Source organism: Arthrobacter sp. ISL-5 (assembly GCF_018613835.1).
In the GTDB taxonomy this organism is placed as follows: domain Bacteria; phylum Actinomycetota; class Actinomycetes; order Actinomycetales; family Micrococcaceae; genus Arthrobacter.
In genome coordinates, this window is the sequence record NZ_JAGGPM010000035.1 from 112,298 (window position 1) to 133,448 (window position 21,151).

Sequence of the window (21,151 nt, forward strand, 5' to 3'; positions counted from 1 at the left end):
CCGCGGCGCCGTCCAGGGCGCTCGACTGTGGTTCCGGGGCGCCGGAGCTTCCGTCCGGGGGGTTGCGCTTCATGCCTCCAGAATAACCTACGCATCAGTAAGTTACTCAGCGGTAACATGCCGTCGGGGCCGGGAGGCGGCCCGCAAATGGCGCCCGCTGCTCCGGTGTGTGCACGCGGCCGCTTCCTCCGGGCGGTAGCCTAGGATTTGCACTGAAGTCATCGAGCCAGGAAGTCAGGTGAATCTCCGGATGGAATTGCCCGGGTTCCTTTATGGCTTCTATGAGCGCCAGCTGCTCCGCTCGCTGGAACCGGAACGCATTCCGAGGCACGTTGGCGTCATGGTGGACGGAAACCGGCGCTGGGCCAGGCAGTTCAACGCGCCCACCAGCCAGGGGCACCAGGCCGGCGCGGACAAGATCCACGAATTCCTCGGCTGGTGCCAGGAGCTGGGGGTCAGGGTGGTCACCCTGTACATGCTCTCCACGGACAACATGAACCGCTCCGGCGAAGAGCTGGACCTGCTCATGGGGATCATCGCGAACACGCTGGACCGCCTGGACGATGCCGCCGACATCTCGGTCCATGCCATGGGGGCGCCGGAACTCCTGCCCGACTACCTGGCTGACCGGCTCACCTCGTTGACGGCCCGGACGCCGGTGCGTGAGAAGCTCCACGTAAACGTGGCAGTCGGCTACGGCGGCCGCCGCGAAATCGTGGACGCCGTGCGTGAGCTGCTGCATGACGCCGTGGCGCGCAAGGCTGACATCAGCGAGCTCGCCGACAGCCTGTCGGTGGATGACATTTCCCGGTTCCTCTACACCCGGGGCCAGCCGGACCCGGACCTGGTGATCAGGACCTCCGGCGAACAGCGGCTGTCGGGCTTCCTGATGTGGCAAAGCGCCTACAGCGAGTTCTACTTCTGCGAGGCCCTCTGGCCCGCGTTCCGGAAGGTCGATTTCCTCCGCGCCCTGCGGGACTATGCCGGCAGGCAGCGGCGGTTCGGAACCTAGTCTCCTGCCGGTCCGCGGTGGCGGCGGGCGTGCCCCGGGTCTGCGGGGAAGCACGCCGGATTCCCAACCCGGTGCGCGCCGTTAATCTTGAATTCACGTGACGGCAACAGGAATCGCCGGACGAAGGCTTTGGAAATTAGTTCGGGGAGATTTACGTTATAACCATCAGCAGGCAAACCGCCGGCTGATCGGGGAGGCCAATACATGGAGCGATTCTTCGCACCGGTTGTATGGGAGGCCGAGTCCGGCCTCAAGGCCGAGCCGCCTCACCAATAACAATTCCGGGCATGCGCCCCGGGGCTGGAGTCGATGTGGCTATTTCTGAACAACTGCCCGAAGTCATCACGGACAAGGGTGAGAAGGCTACCTCTCGCGCCGAGCGAGCTATTTCAAAGACCGGTGCGGCCACGAAAGACGCCGCAGCCGGTCTTGCTGTTTCCGGCCCAAGATCTGAATCCCAGCCCGCCGTCTCCACTTTTGTCATTGATACCTCGGTGTTGCTCTCGGATCCCCGCGCGCTGCTGCGCTTTGCAGAGCACGAGGTCATTGTGCCCATCGTGGTGATCACCGAACTTGAGGGGAAGCGGCACGACCCCGAACTCGGGTACTTCGCCAGGAAGGCGCTCCGGCTCCTCGATGACCTGCGCATCCAGCACGGCGGCCTCAACCGGCCCATTTCCCTGGGAGACGCCGGCGGCACCCTCATGATCGAGATGAACCACATCTCGGCCGAGGTACTCCCGGCCGGATTCCGGGCCGGCGACAACGACAGCCGCATCCTGGCCGTGGCCAAGAACCTGGCCAACGAGGGCCGCAACGTCACCGTGGTGTCCAAGGACCTCCCCATGCGGGTCAAGGCTTCGGCAATGGGCCTGTTGGCTGACGAATACCGCAACGAGCTCGTCAAGGACTCAGGCTGGACAGGCGTCGCGGAAATTGACGCCAGCGAGGAGGAGATCTCAACGCTCTACGGCCACGAGCCGGTCTTCATCCCGGCAGCTGCCGAGATGCCCGTCAACACCGGACTCGTGTTGCTCTCCAACCGGGGATCCGCCTTGGGGCGCGTGGGCGCGGACAAGCAGGTCCGTCTGGTCAAGGGCGACCGCGATGTCTTCGGCCTCCACGGACGCTCCGCCGAACAGCGGCTCGCCATTGACCTGCTCATGGACCCGGCCGTGGGCATTGTGTCCATGGGCGGCCGGGCGGGCACCGGCAAGTCGGCCCTTGCCCTGTGCGCCGGGCTGGAGGCCGTGCTGGAGCGGCGCGAACACCGCAAGGTGATCGTCTTCCGGCCGCTCTACGCCGTCGGCGGCCAGGAATTGGGCTACCTGCCGGGCTCTGAGTCGGAAAAGATGAACCCCTGGGCGCAGGCCGTCTTCGACACCCTCGGCGCACTCGTGAGCCAGGAAGTCGTGGAAGAGGTCATGGACCGCGGCATGTTGGAAGTCATGCCGCTGACCCACATCCGCGGCCGCTCCCTGCATGACGCCTTCGTGATCGTTGACGAGGCCCAATCCCTCGAGAAGAACGTCCTGCTCACCGTCATGAGCCGCATCGGACAGAACTCGAAGATCGTCCTCACGCACGACGTCGCCCAGCGCGACAACCTCCGGGTCGGACGGCACGACGGCGTCGCCGCCGTCGTGGAGACCCTCAAGGGCCACCCGCTCTTCGGCCACATCACCCTCACCCGGTCCGAGCGCTCGCCGATCGCCGCGCTGGTGACGGAGCTGCTGGAAGGGGCGGAGATCTAGGCACAGCGTTCAGTCGGCAGCCGCGTGAGGGTCACCTTCGCGCGGCTGTCGCGTCCCGCCGTCGGGCCGTGGCCGGGTCCGCTGGGCCACGGCCCTTCGCCGTCGCTTAGCGCGAATGTCCCTTCCCAAGGCTCGCAAGCTCGCCCCGGGGCCCTCGGGACGTCGCTTACGACGCATATGGACCCGCTCCGGTCGCTGGGCGACCTCCGCGGGTCCGATGCGCCGCGATGCGCTCCTACGCGAAGAACCGCGTCCCGGCTTGGACTGCTGGTTGAGGTTGTCGAAACCGCTGTGCCCGCCGGCTAGATTCCTAGGAACCTGGCTGTGGGTTCGTGGCCGTCCACCTTTAAGTGCCAGTCGGGGCGGTGGAGGGTTTCCGGGGTCAGGCGGACGCGCTGCACCGTCTCCTGCTTGCCGCCCCACGACATGCGGGTCACGCCGTTCAGTTCGTAGCCCAGGGACCGCGATACGCCCAGGGACTGGGCGTTCCAGGCCGCTGCTTCGGACTCCGCCACTTCTGCGTTGAGCCAGTCGAACGCGTAGAGCGCGACGGCGGCGCGCATCTCCTTGCCGAACCCCCGGCCGTGCGCGCTTGTCCTCAGCCATGATCCGGTGGTGACTGTCCGGAGGGTGGCGAAATCTTTGGCGTCCACGTCCTGGCAGCCGAGGAACGTGTCGCCGTGCCAGATGCCCAGGATGAGTGTCCAGGCCTCCGGCGAGGTGTTGGCCCGGCACCGCCAATACCACCGGGCCATGTTGGGCCCCAGATCTGCAGCAGCCGCCTCGGCCCACGGAGTGCTGAACGGGTTGCGGCCGCGTTCGTGGATGCCGCTGGCAGCAGCTTCCACCGCCGAGGGAATGTCGTCGTCACGGAGCGGCCGCAGGGTCAGCCGGGGCGTCGTCAGGGTGAGGGCGAAGGGAGGCCAAACAGAGGTCAGCTCAGTCATTCCGGAAGCCTAGCCGATGCCCGGGCTGCTAGCCGCCGGTGTGATGCGCAACGCCCAGGGACAGCCGGGTGCCGTCCGGGCCCTTCAGTATCAGGGCAATAGCCTTGTCCGGAAGTTCGAAGACCATGGTGGCATCGAGCGACTCACCCTGGCGGATCTCCGCCTTCGCCAGGGACCTCCACAGCGGCCGCAGATCGCTGCCGCCCGGGCCACTGACGACGAATCCGGACGTATCCAGCAAGATTCCGCCGGCTTCCACGGCGGTGAACTGCACGAGTACTCGGACCCGGTGGGTGCCTGCGGACGGGCCCTCCTCCAGGACCTGCACATGCTCGGGAGGCAGCCAGCCGTCATCCTCCAGGGGAACGATTCCCTTGATCCTCGCTGTCCCGCCCGGGACCACGGCACTCGGCCCGAGTGGCACGCTGGGCTCCGGCTTGGCGGTTAGGAACAGATAGCCGAGAGCCAGGGCCAGGGCACAGACCAGGGCAAGGGGCACCACCATCAACCGGCGGCGCCTGTTTCGTGGAGTGGCCGATGCCGTGGCTGCTGTCGATTCGTCCGGGGCCATCGTGGACATGGCCCGAGTCTGCACGGGCCAGCTTGGGAAAACCCTGCACGGAACCCGGCAGTCACGGAGCCGCCCGGCCCCGCAGCCACGGAGCACAGCGCCCCGGAGCAGAGCAGCCCCGGTGTTTCGTCAGGCGGGGTTGGGCCGCAGCGGCCACTGGATGTGTGCGCGCACATCCGTGAGGTTCATCGGTTCAGCCACGAACAGGTCATCCAGCATGTATTCGTCCACGGCCAGGATGCGGATCCAGTGCCCCGGGCGCCGCGCTTCGCCGTCGAGGGGTTCGCTGGCCACGCAGACCCCGGTTCCGGCGTCAATCCGGACCCGGGTCCTGCCGGGACCGCACAGCGGCGCCTCGGGATCGAGCGGACGGTAGCTGAGGTTTGGTGAAACCACCGTCTCCAGCGCCCGCCGCCCCTCGTGGTCCACCTCATGCACCGGCTCGAGAATCTCCACCGCATTGGCGTTGGGGAACTCCAGCGGCACGGGCGCGTTTCCCGCCAGTTCCACGGGATCGAGGGCGGCCGCGAAGCGGCCGTTTCCGAACGACGGTTCCCCGTACGCAGCCTCCGGGCGGCGCCTGACCAGCCCGCCGTCGTCGTACACGGGAGTGACCAGGTGGGCGGGAAGCAGCCATGACCGCCTCGTGGCGCTAATGTACAGGCCGTCGCGTGAGTCGTTGATGCCGGTGGTGCTGTTCATCAGGGTTCCGTCGGCGGACTCCAGGCGGAGTGCCCCGGGGCGCCGCAGCCACGCTCGTACCGGGCCGGTGCCGGTGACGGCAGCATCGGCATATTCGAAGCGGAGGGACTGCCATTTCCACGGGGACGAACGGCAGAGGTTCCGGAAGGATGCGGCCGAATCCGCGGGCGTGGCGGCCTCGCCGTGTTCCTGCCGGTGCTTGGCGTCCCAGGTCCCCATATCCACAGTTTACGCGCGGGGCCAGCAGCGGGCCGGGCAAATCCAGTAGCATCCGAGGGTGATACGACGACTTGGCGAACTATGGGAAGCAGCTCCGTTCGCGTTCTGGCTGGTGCTGGCGGCGTGCGCCTATTTTGCGGTGATGGCCGTGAGGCTCACGGTGATCGATGTCAGGCACCACCTCCTGCCGAACCGGATCGTATTTCCGTCCTACGCCGTTGCCGGCGTGTTGCTGCTGGGCGCCGTGGTCAGTTTGGCGGTGTGGGCCCCGGCCGGTGGGGGCGTGCCGGATGGCGGTGCGCAGCTGTTCGGGGTTCCTGCGCTGAGGATCGTGGCCGGGGGAGCCGTCCTGTGGCTTTTCTATTTTGTCCTGCGGCTGGTCTATCCGCCGGGGATGGGGTTCGGCGACGTCAAACTCGCCGGGGTGCTGGGCATGTATCTGGGCTACCTGGGGTGGCCGCACGTATTCGCCGGCACCTTCGCCGCCTTCCTGCTCGGCGGCGTGTGGAGCATCGGACTGCTGGCGTTGCGGCGCGGAACGCTGAAGTCGGCCATCCCGTTTGGGCCGTTCATGCTCGCCGGTGCCGCTGCGGCGATGATGCTGCTGCCGGCCTGAGCAAGGAAGCCGGGGCGCCGCAACCTCCAAGGTTGCGGCGCCCCTGCAACTGCTGCGGCCGTTTCCCGACCTTCCCCGGCTGGCGGGGTCAGCGGCGCTGGCCGGCCAGCTCGCCGTCGTCGTTCTTCACGCCGTCCTCCGGCTCACGGTCTGCCGAAGCTGCCGGCGTTTCCGCCGCCGGTCCACTGCCGGTGACGACGGCGGTGCCGCCGTTGCCGCGGCGTGCCGCTTCCAGCCGCTCGGCTTCCTCGCCACCCACTGCCTCGCCGCGTGCCACCATGCCGGCCGTGTCGGAGAGCGGGATCTGCTTCAGGGTCAGGGCCAGCACCAGCGCGACGCCCAGGAACGGCAGCAGGTACCAGAACACGGGTGCCAGCGAGTCCGCGTAGGCGTTCACAATGGCGTCCCGGAGCTGTTCCGGCAGCTGGCTCAGGGCCTGCGGGTCCAGGGTCTGGGTGGACTGGGCAGCCTGGTCGGCGGAGGCGCCGGCCCCGGTGAAGGCGTTGGTCAGGGACTCGGCCAGCCGCGAGGTGAAGATGGAGCCGAACACGGCCACGCCCAGGGACGCTCCCACTTCGCGGAAGTAGTTGTTGGTGCTGGTGGCCGTGCCGATCTGTTCCGCCGGGACGGAGTTCTGCACCACCAGGACGATGACCTGCATGATGGAGCCCAGGCCGGCGCCGAACACGAAGAGCTGGACGCAGATGACCCAGATGGGGGTGTCGGCCGTCAGGGTGGTCAGCCACAGCATGGCGCCCATCGTGAGCGCGGCGCCCATGATGGGGAACCTCTTGTACTTGCCGGTCTTGGAGATCCGGATGCCCGAGTAGATGGCCATGCCCATGAGGCCCGCCATCATGGGCAGCATGAGCAGCCCGGATTCGGCGGCGGAGGTCCCGGAGGACATCTGGAGGAACGTGGGGACGAACGCGATGGCGGCGAACATGCCCAGGCCCAGCGTAAAGCCGATGGCGGTGGAGTTCACGAAGATCCGGTTCTTGAACAGGCCCAGCGGGATGATGGGATCCTCGGCGCGGCGCTCCACGACCACGAAGGCGGCAGCGGCCACCACCAGGCCGGCACCGAACGCCCAGGTCAGCGGCGAATCCCAGCCTTCGTCCTTCTTGCCGCCGAAGTCGGTGAAGAAGATGAGGCACGTGGTGGCCGCGGAAAGCAGCAGGATGCCGAGGATATCGATCCGCTTCTCGGCCTTCTTGTTCGGCAGGGTCAGGGTGAACCATGCGATGGTGAACGCGGCGATGCCGATGGGGATGTTGATGTAGAAGGCCCATTCCCAGGTCAGGTGGTCAACGAAGTAGCCGCCGAGGAGGGGGCCGGCGACGGCGGAGAGGCCGAAGATGGCGCCCAGCGGGCCCATGTACTTGCCGCGGTCCTTGGCCGGGACGATGTCGGCGATGATGGCCTGCGAGAGGATCATAAGGCCGCCGCCGCCCAGGCCCTGGATGGCGCGGAAGATCACGAAGCCCCAGAAATCGGTGGCGAAGGCGCAGCCCACCGAGGCGAGGGTGAACAGTGCAATGGCCACAAGGAACAGGTTGCGGCGGCCCAGGACGTCACCGAACTTGCCGTAGATGGGCATCACGATGGTGGTGGCCAACAGGTAGGCCGTGGTGATCCAGGCCTGGTGCTCCACCCCGCCGAGCTTCCCCACGATGGTGGGCATCGCGGTGGAGACGATGGTCTGGTCCAGGCTGGAGAGGAGCATTCCGGCGATCAGGGCCGAGAAGATGATCCAGATGCGTTTCTGGGTCAGCAGCAGCGGCTCGGCTGCTGCCTTGGGACTGACGGCGGTGCTCATTGGTGTCCTTCTGCGGAGTCTTGTTCAGGGAGGTTGAGGGGCTGTGAGAAGAGCAGCCGCGCCGAGGAGATGTTTTCCAGCAGCAGGTCCTGGTAGGACCGGGCGTTGCCTTCGGAGAAGTAGGCCATGCTGGTGTGCCGGGCAATGCCGCCCATGGCCACGACCGCCATCCGGACCACCGGATGGCCCGGGGCCACACCTTCACGGGCGGCGAGGACACGGGCAAAGTGGGCTTCCCGTTCCTCCGTCGCTCCGATGATTTTGAGCATCAGCTGGGGCTCTTTCTTGATGACGCCGATCAGCTGGCGGGTCTCCTCTTCGGAGGAGCTCATCCGTTCCGACATCTTCAATGCCAGCTCGACCAGGTCCTGGAGGAGGGTGGCGGAGATTTCTCCGGATGGTGAGCCGGCGCCGCCGCGGATGAAGTCGGTGAAGATCTCCTCGGGGAGCTCGTCGTCCACATGGCCGAGGATGGCGTCCTCCTTCGACGGGAAGTAGTTGAAGAACGTCCGGCGGGAAATGCCGGCCTGTTCGCACACTTCCTCGACGGTGTAGCCGTTGAGGCCACGTTCGGCCGTCAGCGACCGCGCGATGGCGCTGATGGAACCGCGCGTGGCTGCCCGCTTGCGCTCCCGAAGGCCGCCGTCACTTATTGCACTATTATTCACAAAGTAAAGTTTTGCACTATTTCTGATTGAGTGCAATTTTGAGCGCGAACGGACACTTCCGGCCCCAACTCCGAGCGCGAACGGACACTTGCGGCCCCAACCCGCCGAGGCTGCCTTAAACGCCAGCGGCCGCCCGCCTTCGCTGGGAAGGTGGGCGGCCGCCGTCGTACTTTTTGGAAGTTAGGCCTTGTGCGGCGGGCGGGTCATGGACATGACGTCCAGGGCCGTGTCCAGCTGCTCTTCGGTCAGCTCGCCGCGCTCCAGGAAGCCCATGGCCACCACGGTTTCGCGGATGGTCAGGCCCTCGGCCACGGCTTTCTTGGCGATCTTCGCGGCGTTCTCGTAGCCGATGTACTTGTTCAGCGGGGTGACGATCGACGGCGATGCCTCGGCGAGGAAGCGTGCGCGCTCGACGTTGGCGGTGATGCCGTCGATCATCTTGTCGGCCATGACGCGGCTGGTGTTGGCCAGCAGGCGCACGGATTCGAGCAGGTTGGCGGCCATGACGGGAATGCCGACGTTCAGTTCGAAGGCGCCGTTGGTGCCGGACCAGGCGATGGCGGTGTCGTTGCCGATGACCTGGGCGCAGACCATGATGGACGCCTCGCAGATGACGGGGTTGACCTTGCCCGGCATGATCGAGGAGCCCGGCTGGAGGTCCGGGATGGCGATTTCGCCGAGGCCGGTGTTGGGGCCGGAGCCCATCCAGCGGAGGTCGTTGTTGATCTTCATGAAGGAGATCGCGATGTTGCGCAGCTGGCTGGAGGCTTCGATGAGGCCGTCGCGGTTGGCCTGGGCCTCGAAGTGGTCGCGTGCTTCGGTCAGCGGCAGGCCGGTGTCGGTGGCGAGCAGCTCGATGACGCGCTCCGGGAAGCCGGCAGGGGTGTTGATGCCGGTGCCCACGGCGGTGCCGCCGAGGGGAACTTCAGCCACGCGGGGGAGGGCGGCGTTGATGCGCTCGATGCCGTAGCGGACCTGTGCGGCGTAGCCGCCGAACTCCTGGCCCAGGGTGACGGGAGTGGCGTCCATGAGGTGGGTGCGGCCGGACTTGACCACGTCCTTGAACTCCACGGCCTTGCGCTCCAGCGACTCGGCGAGGTAGCCGAGGGCCGGGATGAGGTCGTTGATCAGGGCCGATGTGGCCGCAACGTGCACCGACGTGGGGAAAACGTCGTTTGAGGACTGGGAGGCGTTGACGTGGTCGTTGGGGTGGACCACCTTGTCGCTGCCGGCGGCCTTGAGCGCACGGGAGGCAAGTTCGGCGAGGACCTCGTTGGTGTTCATGTTCGAGGACGTGCCGGAACCGGTCTGGAAAACGTCGATGGGGAAGTCGCCGTCGTACTTGCCCGCGGCCACCTCGTCGGCAGCGTCTGCGATCGCCTTGGCCAGCTCGCCGTCGAGCACGCCCAGTTCTGCGTTGGCCTGGGCAGCGGCCTTCTTTACCCGCGCCAGGGCCTCGATGTGGGCACGTTCAAGGGTTTTGCCGGAGATGGGGAAGTTCTCGACTGCACGTTGCGTCTGCGCGCGGTACAGGGCGTTCACGGGGACGCGGACTTCGCCCATCGTGTCATGTTCAATGCGGAACTCTTCAGTGGAAGTCATGGGGCTAGCTTAGGGCGATCGGGGGCCTCATCGAAAACCGTGAACCGCTTGCTACGGGGCTCCCGGCGGGGCCGCGGCAGCGCTGTCTAAAGCTCGCCGATTCCGGAAACCAAGTCCGCGCGGCCCTCTGCCAGGCTGTAGGAAAGCCCGATCACGGCCGCCCGTCCGCTTTCGATTGCGTCGGAAATCACACGTGAGCTGTCCACGAGGCGGTGCGACGTCTGTTTGACGTGCTCCACCACCATGTCATTGACCTCGGTTTCGTTATTGCGCAGGGAGGTCAGGACCGACGGCGTGATCCGCTCCACGAGGTCGCGGATGAATCCAACGGGCATCTGGCCGGTTTCCACGGCAGTCTTGGTGGCGCTGACCGCGCCGCAGCTGTCGTGGCCGAGGACCACGATCAGCGGCACGGCGAGGACGCCGATGCTGTACTCGAGTGAGCCGAGCACGGCGTCGTCGATCACCTGGCCGGCGGTGCGGACCACGAAGGCGTCGCCCAGGCCGAGGTCGAAGATGATCTCGGCGGCGAGCCGGGAGTCCGAGCAGCCGAAGATCACGGCGAACGGGTGCTGGTTTTCCACCAGGGAGGACCTTCGTGAGGCGTCCTGGTTGGGGTGTGAGGATTCGCCGTTGACGAAGCGTTCGTTGCCTTCGCGCAGACGGCGCCAGGCCAGAGCAGGGGTCAGATAGGTTGCCACGGCCCCAACCTTACGGGGCGGGACTCGCCGAAGGGGAAACCGTTACGGCCGGGTTACTGTCCAGGGACTTTACGACGGCGGCGGCCAGGACCGTGAACTCGTCCAGTGGGGCGTTGCCGCTGAGGACGACGGTGGTGCCGCGGCGGTTCAGCACCATGCTTTTTTCACCCTTGCCGGTGTCGCGCAGTTCCCATTCCTGCCCTCCCGCGTTCCGGGTTCCGGTCACGGGTGCATTCTTGGTCTGCTGCAGCAGCCAGGTCGGATTGGCCTTCTTCGTCTGGACCAGGCCGATGAACGCCTCCTTCGGAGTGAGGTAGCCGACTTCCCAGGTGGGCACCCCGGTGCCGGTGCCGGCCTCCCAGCGGGCGTAATTCGGCCGGAATGTGTCGCCCGCCGCGGGGGTCACTGGTGTGAATCCCGCCACACCCGCGGCGTTGCGGGCCACGGCGCTGACGTCGATGTTGGGACGGAAACCGTCGGACTTCGGGGCGGGGTTCATCAGGACGATCGGCAGGAAAGCGGCGATGCTGACCACCAGGGCGATGATCATGCCAATGACGGAGGCGTTGGCCCGCTTGGCGGCAGCGGCGGGGATTACCGGCTTGACTGGCGGTGCCGCCGCGGCGGGGGAGGTGCCGTGGCCGGCGTCGGGGGTCGTGGGGGTGGACTTGTCCTGCGTTTCACTCACACCTCTATAGTCGCCCATGCGGGGGCCGAACTCACATTCGGTGCGCGCGACGGTGAGGGAAATCGTGCGTTACGCAGGTGGGTCATCCCATGACCTTGGTGGTCCACCGCGACTATGATCAGTTACAGAGGAATCACCGCGATGGCCGCCTCAGGCCTTGCGGGTCCAATGATCGCCACTCGAAGAAGAGGTTCACGTGTCACCAGCGTCCATGACCCAGAAGTATTCCACGCTTTCCCCGTCGCTTGCCGTCGGCATCGACGAGCCGGACCGCAACCTTGCACTTGAGCTTGTCCGCGTCACCGAGGCCGCGGCGATCGCCGGCGGCCACTGGGTGGGTTTCGGTGACAAGAACAAGGCCGACGGCGCCGCCGTCGACGCCATGCGGTCGTTCCTCCAGACCGTCCACTTTAACGGCGTTGTGGTCATCGGCGAAGGCGAAAAAGACGAAGCCCCCATGCTCTTCAACGGCGAGCAGGTGGGTGACGGCACCGGTCCCGAGTGCGACGTCGCCGTCGACCCGATTGATGGAACCCGCCTGACGGCGCTGGGGATCAACAACGCCCTGGCCGTCCTCGCGGTGGCCGAGCGCGGCTCCATGTTTGACCCCTCAGCGGTGTTCTACATGGAAAAGCTTGTCACCGGCCCCGAGGCCGCCGACATGGTGGACCTGCGCCTGCCCGTCAAGCAGAACCTGCACCTGATCGCCAAGGCCAAGGGCGTCAAGGTCAACCAGCTCAACGTCATGATCCTGGACCGCGACCGCCACCGCCCGCTGGTGGAGGAAATCCGCGAAGCCGGCGCGCGCACCAAGTTCATCATGGACGGCGACGTCGCCGGCGCCATCGCGGCAGCACGCTCCGGCACCGGCGTGGACGCACTGATGGGCATCGGCGGAACGCCCGAAGGCATCGTCGCCGCGTGCGCCATCAAGTCCCTCGGTGGCGTCATCCAGGGCCGGCTGTGGCCCACGAGCGACGATGAGAAGCAGAAGGCCATCGACGCCGGCCACGACCTCGAGCGGGTCCTCTCCACGAACGACCTCGTCAAGAGCGACAACTGCTACTTCGCCGCCACCGGCATCACCGACGGCGACCTCCTCAAGGGCGTGCGCTACGACAAGGACAAGGTGCTGACGCAGTCGATCGTCATGCGCTCCAAGTCCGGCACCATCCGGTTTGTGGACGGCGAGCACCAGGCCAGCAAGTGGGAAGGCTACGCCCGCCGCTAGCCGCACCCGCCTCCCTGCGCGAACTGGCAGCAAATGACCCCAAATCCACGGTTTGGGGTCATTAGCTGCCAGTTCGCGTTTAAGCGCCGAAGTCACCCTGTGGATAACGCGCCCCACCCTGCGAATCCGGTCCAGAATGAACCATGTCCCGGACCCCGATGCCGCCCCAGTTACCGCATGGTTCGTTTCTTGTTGCCGACGCGGACCTGCTCGGCCTGAGCCGAAAACAGCTGAGCAGGGATGGCATCTTCACGCCGTCCCGCGGCATCAGGCTTGCGTTGAACGGCACAGGAAGCGTGGCTGAGAATGTCCGCGCCTACAGCCGGCTGGACCCGGGCTGCGTGCTGACCCACTCGACCAGCGCCAGAATCTGTTGCATATGCCTACCGGGCTGGCTGGACCAGGACTGGCGCATCCACATTGCCCGGGCCGCAGACGGTTCTAAGCCCCGACGCCGGAATGTGGTGGGGCATCAGTTGTCGTTCAAGGAAGGCGAAGTTCTGATGTTCGACGGCGTGCGCCTCACCTCGCCTGCGCGCACTTGGCTGGACCTTGCTTCCGTGTTGAGCGTGGATGAACTCGTCGCTGCCGGTGACTCGATCGTCGTCGAACACGGAGATGATTTCCCGGTGCCGCGTCAGCCGTTGTCCTCGATCTCCGACCTGCAAGCGATAGTCGGCCAGCATGCGGGAATGCGCGGGGTGAAAAAGGCAAGGTTGGCCCTGGAACTCATCCGAGTGGGAGCGGACTCGGCGCCGGAAACGATGATGAGGCTGGCGCTCGTGCGGGCCGGGCTTCCTGAACCTGCCCTGAATGTCGTGCTGAGAAACGGACTCGGCCATCCGGTGGTCTGGCCTGATGCCGCCTACCCTGACCACCGGATCGCGCTTCAGTATGACGGCGCCCACCATGGCGACCCGGACCAGTACCGCCGCGACATCAAACGGCAGCGCCTGACGGAAAGTCTGGGCTGGCGGGAAGTCCGGGTGCAAAGGAGCGACCTGGACGGGGAACGGCCGTTCGTCGTCGAAAAGGTCAGGGCGCTTCTCGGCGGCTCGTCCGCGTCGATCCGTTGGGCGCGAACTGGCAGCTAATGCCCGCAGAAGACGGATTTGAGGGCATTATCTGCCGGTTCGCGCTCAGGAGGTGGGGCGTTTGAGGGCCGAGCGCAGGGCGTCGCGGAGTTTGCGGGCCACCTGGTACGCCGCGTAGCGTGGGCGGTTGACGGGCAGGTCCCACGTCCCGGGGTAGGCGATTTCGCGGCCGCCGAAGGACTTCTTGAACGCCGTGAAGCCCGCCCACTTGTGATCGGGCTGGTCGGCCGGCGCCACGCCCCAGAGGTCCACGTGCTTGAGGCCTTTGTCCTGGGCATCGGCCATCAGCGTCACCAGCAGGGGAATGCCGGCACTGAGCTTCCGGTGGGTATCGTCCATGGCCGCGTGGGCGTAGGTCCGGGTGTCCGCGGAGTCATAGGCCAGGGCAGCCGCAATGGGCCCGCCGTGGAGCTCGGCGATGAACAGCGTGGCTGCACCGGCGGGCATCAGCGCGGTGGCAACCTGGCTCAGGTATTCGTCACTTTGCGGCTTGAAGCCGTTGCGCCTCGCCGTCATGTGCAGGAAGTTCAGGAGCACGCGGATGTCCTCCGGATCCTGCGACGAGCGGAAGGTGACGCCCTTCTTGTGGATGTTCCGGTAGAGGTTGCGGTTGACCGGCTTCATGTCGGCCAGCACGTCCTTGAAGTCCCGGTCGAGGTCCACAATCCAGCTAAGTTCGGGCTGCTGGTTGACCGGGGCAGGCTGCAGCCCGCGGCTCCGCAGTTCCGCGGGGGCCGTCGTCGGGTCCAGTCCCGCCGTTGCGGGCTCGATCCGGATGAAGACGGCGCCGCAGGACTTTGCCACGTCCCGAAGGGCCGCCAGCGCGGCATCAAATGCCTCGACGGACTCGGCCACGGGACCGTAGGGCGCGTACAGCACCTTGCCGGCCGGGTTCTTTTCCCCGACCGCCAGGAAGCTCCACCCCTGCCCGGAGCCCCGGTGAACCGTCCGGCCCAGCGATCTCTGGAAATCAGCCCATGCCTGGGTCTGCAGGAAGTATTCCACGGCCTCAGGCTTTCAGGGCGGTGGTCACGGCGAAGGCCACGGCAGTGTCCGTGGAACCTGAAACCGGGTGGACGTTGACCGGGGCATCGGCTGCCGGGAGGAAGGCGCTGCCGCCGCGGCCCAGCCGCAAGTCACCCTTGGGCGAGTCAAGGTAGACGGACCCCTCAACCACGATGATCACGGCAGCGCCTGATTGCGCGAGCGGCACGGGGGCGCCGTCCGGCAGCAGCTCGATCCGTTGCAGCTGGAACTCCTGGAAAGGCGGCTGGTACAGTTCCTGGCCGAGTTCGGAAACCTCCGCGCGGAGCATGGGCACTTCCACGGACTCGAAGACGACGGTTTTCAGCAGCTCCGGCACGTCAACAAACTTTGGTGTCAGGCCGCCGCGCAACACATTGTCCGAGGAGGCCATGACTTCCACGCCGAGGCCGTGAAGGTAGGCGTGTACTTTCCCGGCGGGGAGGTACACGGCTTCGCCGGGCTGCAGCGAGAGCCGATTCAGCAACAGGGAAATAAGCACGCCCGGATCACCAGGGTACTCGCTGTCGAGGCTGAGCACGGTGGACAGTTCCGGCTGGTGGGGGGCCATCGGCGCGCCGGACGTCAGCGCCTCGACAACCCTCGCCGTCGCCTCCTGGACGCCCGCTCCGCCCGCGATCAGCCGCTGGAACGCTGTTCGCAGGGCGGCGTCCTCCTCGGGCAGGGAAAGATCATCGATCACCTGGGTCAGGATCTGCGGCACGCCGGAGCCGGAGAGCTCCAGGCATCCCGCCAGGTGAAGGAAGACATCACGTGACTTCGCCGGTTCACGGAAACCGCACAGCGAGTCAAACGGAGTCAGCGCGAAGATCATCTCCGGTTTGTGGTTGTCGTCCCGGTAGTTGCGGTGGGGGGCGTCCGCGGGAACGCCTTGGCCGTTTTCGCGGGCAAAACCGGCCCGGGCCTGTTCAAGGCTCGGGTGCACCTGCAACGACAACGGCTTTGCTGCGGCGAGGACCTTGGCGAGGAAGGGCAGTCGCGGCCCGAACGCGGCCACGGAGGCATCCCCCAGGAAATGGCCGGGGTCCCCGGCGATCAGCTCATCCAGGGGCACCGTTGTTCCGTCAGGGCGCGTGGCAACGGAAGGGGAGTCCGGGTGGGCTCCGATCCACACCTCTGCCTCCGGCCCGCCCGACGCCGGCCTGTCCAACAAGCCCGCGATCGCCGTCGTCGATCCCCAGGCGTACGTCCGGAGGACGTTATCGATTTCGTACACAGCGGGGTGTCCCTCTTTCTCGAAGCAGGTTGTCTGTCACAGGGGAGCGCACTGGCCGTTGGTGGCCACGAGTTCGCGGATGGCCTGCTCGTTCCCCTCGCGCTTGAGCTGGTTCAGCATCTTTTCGGTAATAGGTTCACCTGCCGGCGTGGTGGTCACCGGCGTGAAGTCCGACGACGACGGCGACGGCGCGGGGGTGGTGGCCGGTAGGCCCAGCGGGGGACCGGCTGCCGACAGCCCGTTGCCGCCGCCCGCGTTCCGAGGCTGGAGGACGGCGTCGTCAGTACCGGCCGCGGCCGGCGACGAGGTGGAGCTCTGCGACTCGAGGAGTTTCCGTACCCGTTCGTGGATGACGTCGAAGTCGGGCACCGTGGAGAACGACGCATCAAAGTCCGGCGGACCAATGGTGAGGCGGCCGATCTCCTTGCCCTTGGCCTTCATGGCCAGGTCAACGAAGCTTCCCAGCTGGCTTGCTGAGATGTTGGAGTCGACCACCTTGGTCCCGGCGTTGGCAATGTCTTCGAACTTCGATAGGAGCGTCGCCGGGTCCAGCTGCCTCAGCATGGCCTGCTGGACGCACTGCTGCCGCTGGATCCGTGCGTAGTCGTCAACGAACTCACGGGAACGCCCGTACCACAGCGCATGGAAGCCATCCAGCTTCTGTTCGCCGGCGGGGATCCAGCCGAGGGGCATTCCGTGGATGCCGTTGGCCTCGTCGATCATGTCGCCGCTGATTGGCACCCAGCCGCCAGCCTTGATCCGGATTCCGCCCATGGCGTCGATGAGTTTCGCGAAGCCGTCCATGTCCACCAGGACGTAGGCTTGGACGGTGATCCCCAGGGTTCCGGACACGGCTTCCAGCGTCGCCTGCGCGCCGGGATCGGCCACTCCGGGGTAGAGGTCCTTGTGTTCGTTGGTGACCTCGGTGTTGATGGCGTTGATGAGGCAGTCGTTGCCGCAGTCGTAGCCGTCGGGATACACCTGCAGCATGGGCGAGCCCTCGCTGAATCGTGCGTTCTGCAGGTTGCGGGGAATCGAGATGATTGCCGTCTTGCCGCTTTCCGCGTCCACGCTGAGGACGGACAGGCTGTCCGGTCGCCGGCCGGTGCGGTCAGCTCCCGCGTCGCCGCCCATCATCAGGAAGTTGTACCGGCCGTCCACGGGATCGATCGCCGGACCGTCGGCATTGAAGATGCTGCCGATCGCATTGCGGCTCACGTTGAGCAGATAGGCCGCGTAGCCGAGCGAGCCGCTGCTGAGCACCATCGCGAGGGCAAGCGCAATGCCGACTGCGGGCCGCATGCGCGGCGCCAGCAGCACCGGCCGGATCAGCCGCAGCGTGTTGACGAAGAGCACCAGCCAGCCGACGGCCAAGGCCGCAAGGACGAGGACGATGAGCAGTGAAGCGATCTGGTTGGTGACAATGCTGATGAGCAGGGTCCGGTTGGTGAACAGCGACACCAGGGCAATGATCGCCAGGACCCAGACGCTGAGCGTGACGCGCAGCGCAATGCGGCCAAGCTTGCGGTCTCCGGCCACGATCTGGGCGCTCCCCGGCACGAAGAGCGTCAGGAGGATCAGCAGGAAGGCGCGCCTCGTGCGGACGGGCTCCGGAGCGCTCGCCGGATTCCGGACCGGGTCCGTCAGCAGTCCTTTGGATGGCAGTTCGGTGTTGGACATGACGGATCCCTAACGGCTACCCCGGAGACCGACGTTTTTGTCGGAGAAGACTTCATTGACTTTCTGCCGGAGGTTGGCGCCCTTCCGGCTGGCAACGTCGTTCAGCTCCTGCGCAAAGTCCAGGAGTTCGGCCCGGAGGCGCACGGCGAGGTCGTCCGTCCCCGCGGCCAGCACCCGCACGGCCAGCAGGCCGGCGTTCCGGGCGCCGGCGATGGAGACCGTGGCCACAGGGACTCCGGCGGGCATCTGCACGATGGAGAGCAGCGAATCCATCCCGTCGAGGGTCTTGAGCGGGACAGGCACGCCGATGACAGGCAGCGGAGTGACGGAAGCCAGCATGCCGGGCAGGTGGGCGGCACCGCCGGCGCCGGCGATGATCACGCGGAGGCCGCGCTCATGGGCCGTCTGTCCGTACCGGATCATTTCGGTGGGCATGCGGTGCGCGGAGACGACGTCGGCCTCGAAGGGGATGCCGAACTCGGCCAGGGCATCTGCGGCGGCCTCCATGACGGGCCAGTCTGAATCCGACCCCATGACGAGGCCGACCAGTGGGGCGGGGGCTGTTTCGGGGCTCATGCGTTCTCCTCGGTTGTTGCTGGTCGCGAATCGGCCGGCAACCTGCCGTCACGGATGATGCTGGCCACCGCGGTAGCGCGCTGCCGCAGGGATCCGACGTCCGCAACGGATGCGCCTACCAGGTTGACGTGACCTATCTTCCTGCCTGGCCGCACCGATTTCCCGTAGCAGTGGACCTTTGCGGCGGGTTCCACCGCCAGCGCCGCCGGGTAGGCGGAGAACAGATCCTGGTTGTCGCCGCCCAGGAAGTTCTTCATCACCACAACCTGGCCGAGAACGTCTGTGGCGCCCAGCGGCAGGTTCAGGACGGCCCGGAGATGCTGTTCGAACTGGCTGGTGACGGAGCCGTCCTGGGTCCAGTGCCCCGTGTTGTGCGGGCGCATCGCCAGTTCGTTGATGAGGAAGCCCGCCCCTGTTCCGGGCGTCTCGAAGAGCTCTACAGCCATGACTCCGGTGACGCCGAGTTCGCTGGCGATCCGCAGGGCTGCCTCTTCGGCCGCCGCGGCCACCTCGAGGGGGATGTCCTGGGCGGGTGCGATCACTTCATCGCATACGCCGTCCACCTGGATGGTGTGGACCACCGGCCAGGCCCGGGACGCACCGTCAGGCGTCCGTGCCACGAGGGCAGACAGTTCACGGCTGAACTCCACCTTGGCTTCGGCGAGGAGCGGGCTCATGGCTTCAAACCAGTCCGCGGTTTCTGCGGCGTCCTCGGCGGAGCCGACTATGCGGACGCCCTTGCCGTCATAGCCGCCGCGCGGCATTTTGAGCACCACAGGCCACCCGGTCCGGTCGCCGAAGGTGATGAGTCCGGCCACGTCGTCCACCGAGGCCCATGCCGGGTTGGGAAGCTCGAGACGGTCAATGGCGGCACGCATGACGAGCTTGTCCTGGGCATTGATGAGTGCGTCGGGCCCGGGCTGAACATTCACTCCGGCTTCGATCAGGGCGTAGAGGTGCTCGCCGGGAACATGTTCGTGGTCGAAGGTCATCACGTCCAGGCCCTTGGAGAACTCCAAGAGTGCGTCGAGATCCTTGTAGTCGCCCACCGGTGCGTTCGCCACGGCTGAGACTGCGGAAACGTCTTCGCCTTCAGCGAGAACGCGGAGTTCGAAGCCCAATGCGGTGGCGGCTGGGGCCATCATGCGCGCAAGCTGGCCGCCGCCAACCACGCCGATTACTGGAAAAGTCACATATGCCAGCCTACAGAAAAGGATCGCGGTTACCGGCTTCCACGGCGGCGAAGCTCCCTAAATTGCCCAATATCCATGCTGTCGGCTCCCGCCGGAGCACCAGAGGCGGTGCCTCCGTTGAGGCTGCTCCCGGCAAACCGGGCTAAAATGGGAGCTTGGCCCAACGGCCCCCAGTATTCAAACGGCCACGGAGGGTCATGATTAACACACTTGCAGAGCGCATCCGGGGACTCGCCTCGCTGTTTTGGCGCGAGGTGGCGAAATTCGGTGCCGTGGGCGGTGTGGCGTTCGTCATTGACAACGGACTGACCTACTACCTGATGCATGGTCCCATGACGGACAGCGAGGCCAAGGCCCGGTTCGTGGGAGCCACCGTGGCTACCGTGTTTTCCTGGATCGCCAACCGCCTCTGGACCTTCCGTCACCGCCGCCAGGCCAACATTCTGCGTGAGTTCCTGATGTTCGTCCTGATCAACGGCATCGGAATTGGCATTTCCACCGGCTTTACCGCCCTGGCCAAGTATTCGATGGGCGTCACGGACAAAAACATGCTGTTCGCCGCCGGCATCGTGGGCATCCTGGTGGCAACCGTGGTCCGCTTCTTTGCGTACCGGTTCCTCGTGTTCAACCAGGAACTGGACCAGGAACCGGAATTTTCCCACGACCACGAGCTCATCGAGCACCACCACGCCGCCAAGCCGGCCGTGCGCCGGCCGGAGCCGGCACCGGAGGATCCGGAGGTTTCCGCACGCCAAGAGTGACGCGGCCAGGAGTAGGCGGCCGCGGTGGACGTCAGTCGCCGTGGACGCGTTCCGCCGCGAGCAGTTTGTCCGTGACCTCCACGTCGCCGTGAACCAGCACCACTGACCCGTCGTTCTTCCACACGCCGAGGGCGTTGGCCAGCGCTGCCTCAAGCCCGTCAGCCGCCTTGACCAGCAGCCTGGCGCCGCCCTCGTGTCCGGCGGCGAATCCATCCAGCAGGTCCGCATGGCGCACTGCTGTCCCGCCGGAGCGCCGGACGGCAGGCTGGTCGGGATCCGGATCGTTGTGGGCCATGAAGACGTCACCGTGCGAGCGGACTTCGGCCGCGTAGTCGATAACGCCGCCGGGCAGTTCTCCCGGCCACCGCATGGCAAGGGCCGGCAGCGGCACCGCAATGACGGCGTCGAACCCGTCCCCGGCCTGCGCCGGCTCGGAGGTCGCCAGCAGTTCGGCGCCGTCGCCGTCCAGGATGACCTCCATGCCGAGCTGCCATGCCGCAAGGGCCCAGATCATGGATTTCCAGTGTGCCGGGAGGTCAAGCCGGAGCCGCGTTCCGGGGCCGGCATCGAGTTCATCCTGCAGAAGGTTGCTCGTCTTCGCCACCCAGTTGTCAAGCACCCGGCCGGAGAGCTCCACGCGTTCCGAGTCGGGCCCGTACCAGGTGAGGCGGGGGTATGTGGAGTGGCCCGAGCGCAGGGCCGTCATCAGATCAATGGCCGGGATGTTCATGGCTACATCTTGCCACGCACAGCAGTGGTGTCCACGGGGGGCTCTGCCTGCGCCGGACGGAGCCGGTGCTGCGGATCGCGGGTCGGATCGCTCATCCGGAATCAAGTGATCTCCGACACACCGCTTTTCTAACGTCATTTGCGTTAATGACCCGGATTCGTGTGATTTCCGCGGAATTGCGCTGGAATCTAACGAAACAGTAAGGTTGCTGTCAAATTAAGTGTCGTCCGGATCCGCCATGGGAAAATATTCCCGGGCGTGGCGTGGCTCATGATCAGCGCCGGCATTGATTATTATCCCGGCGACGGCTTGACTCCCCTTACTTAC

The 21,151-nt window shown here is 66.2% G+C and carries 20 protein-coding genes; 6 read left to right on the forward strand and 14 right to left on the reverse strand.

The features are described 5' to 3' along the window. The first annotated feature begins 250 nt into the window (after positions 1–250). Positions 251–1,012: an isoprenyl transferase gene (locus J7I89_RS19370; RefSeq protein WP_214973583.1), complete on the forward strand. Its 762-nt coding sequence runs from the start codon at positions 251–253 to the stop codon at positions 1,010–1,012. 311 nt (positions 1,013–1,323) lie between these two features. Further along, positions 1,324–2,766, forward strand: a complete 1,443-nt coding sequence (locus J7I89_RS19375) for a PhoH family protein (protein WP_214973585.1) — start codon at positions 1,324–1,326, stop codon at positions 2,764–2,766. Between the two features lie 302 nt (positions 2,767–3,068). Here J7I89_RS19375 and J7I89_RS19380 read toward each other — a convergent pair whose 3' ends face one another. The 3 genes from J7I89_RS19380 to J7I89_RS19390 all read right to left on the reverse strand — a co-directional run bounded on the left by J7I89_RS19380 (position 3,069) and on the right by J7I89_RS19390 (position 5,205). Beyond that, complete coding sequence (locus J7I89_RS19380; RefSeq protein ID WP_214973587.1) at positions 3,069–3,713, reverse strand: GNAT family N-acetyltransferase; 645 nt, start codon at positions 3,711–3,713, stop codon at positions 3,069–3,071. Positions 3,714–3,741: 28 nt separating this feature from the next. Then, positions 3,742–4,293, reverse strand: coding sequence for a hypothetical protein (locus J7I89_RS19385; RefSeq protein WP_251045564.1), 552 nt, complete (start codon positions 4,291–4,293; stop codon positions 3,742–3,744). Between the two features lie 120 nt (positions 4,294–4,413). Then, a complete protein-coding gene (locus tag J7I89_RS19390; protein WP_214973589.1) occupies positions 4,414–5,205 on the reverse strand; it encodes a hypothetical protein in 792 nt (263 codons plus the stop codon). Between the two features lie 58 nt (positions 5,206–5,263). Here J7I89_RS19390 and J7I89_RS19395 point away from each other — a divergent pair, with 58 nt between their 5' ends. Next, on the forward strand, positions 5,264–5,821 hold the full coding sequence (locus tag J7I89_RS19395) for an A24 family peptidase (protein WP_214973591.1): 558 nt from the start codon (positions 5,264–5,266) through the stop codon (positions 5,819–5,821). Between the two features lie 88 nt (positions 5,822–5,909). On the opposite strand, the gene J7I89_RS19400 is transcribed toward J7I89_RS19395, so the two are convergent. The 5 genes from J7I89_RS19400 to J7I89_RS19420 form a co-directional block, all read right to left on the reverse strand. Further along, the gene (locus J7I89_RS19400; RefSeq protein WP_214973592.1) at positions 5,910–7,640 is read right to left on the reverse strand and encodes an MDR family MFS transporter; all 1,731 of its coding nucleotides are present in this window, start codon (positions 7,638–7,640) and stop codon (positions 5,910–5,912) included. Next, positions 7,637–8,308, reverse strand: coding sequence for a TetR/AcrR family transcriptional regulator (locus tag J7I89_RS19405; protein ID WP_214973593.1), 672 nt, complete (start codon positions 8,306–8,308; stop codon positions 7,637–7,639). The genes J7I89_RS19400 and J7I89_RS19405 overlap by 4 nt, the downstream gene beginning before the upstream one ends. Before the next feature lie 180 nt (positions 8,309–8,488). Then, a complete protein-coding gene (locus tag J7I89_RS19410; protein WP_214973594.1) occupies positions 8,489–9,910 on the reverse strand; it encodes a class II fumarate hydratase in 1,422 nt (473 codons plus the stop codon). A gap of 86 nt (positions 9,911–9,996) precedes the next feature. Then, positions 9,997–10,611 carry a carbonic anhydrase gene (locus J7I89_RS19415; RefSeq protein WP_214973595.1) on the reverse strand — a complete coding sequence of 205 codons (615 nt, stop codon included), beginning with the start codon at positions 10,609–10,611 and terminating at the stop codon, positions 9,997–9,999. Positions 10,612–10,621: 10 nt separating this feature from the next. Beyond that, positions 10,622–11,317 carry a DUF4245 domain-containing protein gene (locus J7I89_RS19420; protein WP_214973596.1) on the reverse strand — a complete coding sequence of 232 codons (696 nt, stop codon included), beginning with the start codon at positions 11,315–11,317 and terminating at the stop codon, positions 10,622–10,624. Positions 11,318–11,510: 193 nt separating this feature from the next. Between J7I89_RS19420 and glpX the strand changes: the two genes are divergently transcribed. Further along, positions 11,511–12,530, forward strand: coding sequence for a class II fructose-bisphosphatase (glpX, locus tag J7I89_RS19425; RefSeq protein WP_214973598.1), 1,020 nt, complete (start codon positions 11,511–11,513; stop codon positions 12,528–12,530). Positions 12,531–13,006: 476 nt separating this feature from the next. After that, positions 13,007–13,624 carry an endonuclease domain-containing protein gene (locus J7I89_RS25365; RefSeq protein WP_251045566.1) on the forward strand — a complete coding sequence of 206 codons (618 nt, stop codon included), beginning with the start codon at positions 13,007–13,009 and terminating at the stop codon, positions 13,622–13,624. A gap of 45 nt (positions 13,625–13,669) precedes the next feature. Here J7I89_RS25365 and J7I89_RS19435 read toward each other — a convergent pair whose 3' ends face one another. From J7I89_RS19435 to J7I89_RS19455, 5 genes are read right to left on the reverse strand one after another with little or no spacing between them, the layout of a single operon-like run. Next, positions 13,670–14,629: a peptidoglycan bridge formation glycyltransferase FemA/FemB family protein gene (locus J7I89_RS19435; RefSeq protein WP_214973601.1), complete on the reverse strand. Its 960-nt coding sequence runs from the start codon at positions 14,627–14,629 to the stop codon at positions 13,670–13,672. Between the two features lie 4 nt (positions 14,630–14,633). Further along, a complete protein-coding gene (manA, locus tag J7I89_RS19440) occupies positions 14,634–15,884 on the reverse strand; it encodes a mannose-6-phosphate isomerase, class I (RefSeq protein ID WP_214973602.1) in 1,251 nt (416 codons plus the stop codon). A gap of 36 nt (positions 15,885–15,920) precedes the next feature. Continuing rightward, on the reverse strand, positions 15,921–17,564 hold the full coding sequence (locus J7I89_RS19445; RefSeq protein ID WP_214973603.1) for an LCP family protein: 1,644 nt from the start codon (positions 17,562–17,564) through the stop codon (positions 15,921–15,923). Positions 17,565–17,573: 9 nt separating this feature from the next. Continuing rightward, complete coding sequence (purE, locus tag J7I89_RS19450) at positions 17,574–18,140, reverse strand: 5-(carboxyamino)imidazole ribonucleotide mutase (protein ID WP_214973604.1); 567 nt, start codon at positions 18,138–18,140, stop codon at positions 17,574–17,576. Further along, positions 18,137–19,333 carry a 5-(carboxyamino)imidazole ribonucleotide synthase gene (locus J7I89_RS19455; protein WP_214973605.1) on the reverse strand — a complete coding sequence of 399 codons (1,197 nt, stop codon included), beginning with the start codon at positions 19,331–19,333 and terminating at the stop codon, positions 18,137–18,139. Before J7I89_RS19455 ends, purE begins: the two co-directional genes overlap by 4 nt. A 197-nt stretch (positions 19,334–19,530) precedes the next feature. Between J7I89_RS19455 and J7I89_RS19460 the strand changes: the two genes are divergently transcribed. Then, positions 19,531–20,094, forward strand: coding sequence for a GtrA family protein (locus tag J7I89_RS19460; RefSeq protein ID WP_214973607.1), 564 nt, complete (start codon positions 19,531–19,533; stop codon positions 20,092–20,094). 31 nt (positions 20,095–20,125) lie between these two features. Here the strand turns inward: J7I89_RS19460 and J7I89_RS19465 are convergent, their stop codons facing one another. Further along, positions 20,126–20,824, reverse strand: coding sequence for a TIGR03089 family protein (locus tag J7I89_RS19465; protein ID WP_214973609.1), 699 nt, complete (start codon positions 20,822–20,824; stop codon positions 20,126–20,128). Positions 20,825–21,151 lie beyond the last annotated feature (327 nt).